Raw genomic sequence first — 299 nt, 5'->3', positions numbered from 1 at the left:
ATTCCAACCGGGTTTGCAGCTAGTTGATCCTCAATTCTTCAATCAGATGACCACAGTACATGGCTTAGTGATGGTATTTGGTGCAGTCATGCCTGCCTTTACTGGCCTTGCTAACTGGATGATCCCTATGATGATAGGGGCGCCAGATATGGCTCTTCCACGAATGAACAACCTGAGCTTTTGGATCCTGCCCTTTGCCTTCTTAATCTTATTAAGCTCGCTGTTCATGCCTGGTGGTGGTCCTGATTTTGGTTGGACCTTCTACGCACCTCTTTCTACGACCTACGGGCCTGATAGCA

General features: G+C 48.2%; 1 protein-coding gene. It reads left to right on the top strand.

Translation table 11 applies throughout. From position 1 onward, the window contains the following. Nucleotides 1-299, top strand: a 299-nt coding sequence (locus tag AB4585_RS27745; protein WP_372171970.1) for a cbb3-type cytochrome c oxidase subunit I, incomplete at both ends; no start/stop codon positions are given.

This window comes from Vibrio sp. 10N.222.49.C9, assembly GCF_041474985.1.
Taxonomy (GTDB): domain Bacteria; phylum Pseudomonadota; class Gammaproteobacteria; order Enterobacterales; family Vibrionaceae; genus Vibrio; species Vibrio crassostreae_C.
The sequence above is the reverse complement of the archived record's forward strand: the minus strand, read 5'-3'. Positions and strand labels throughout refer to the sequence as shown.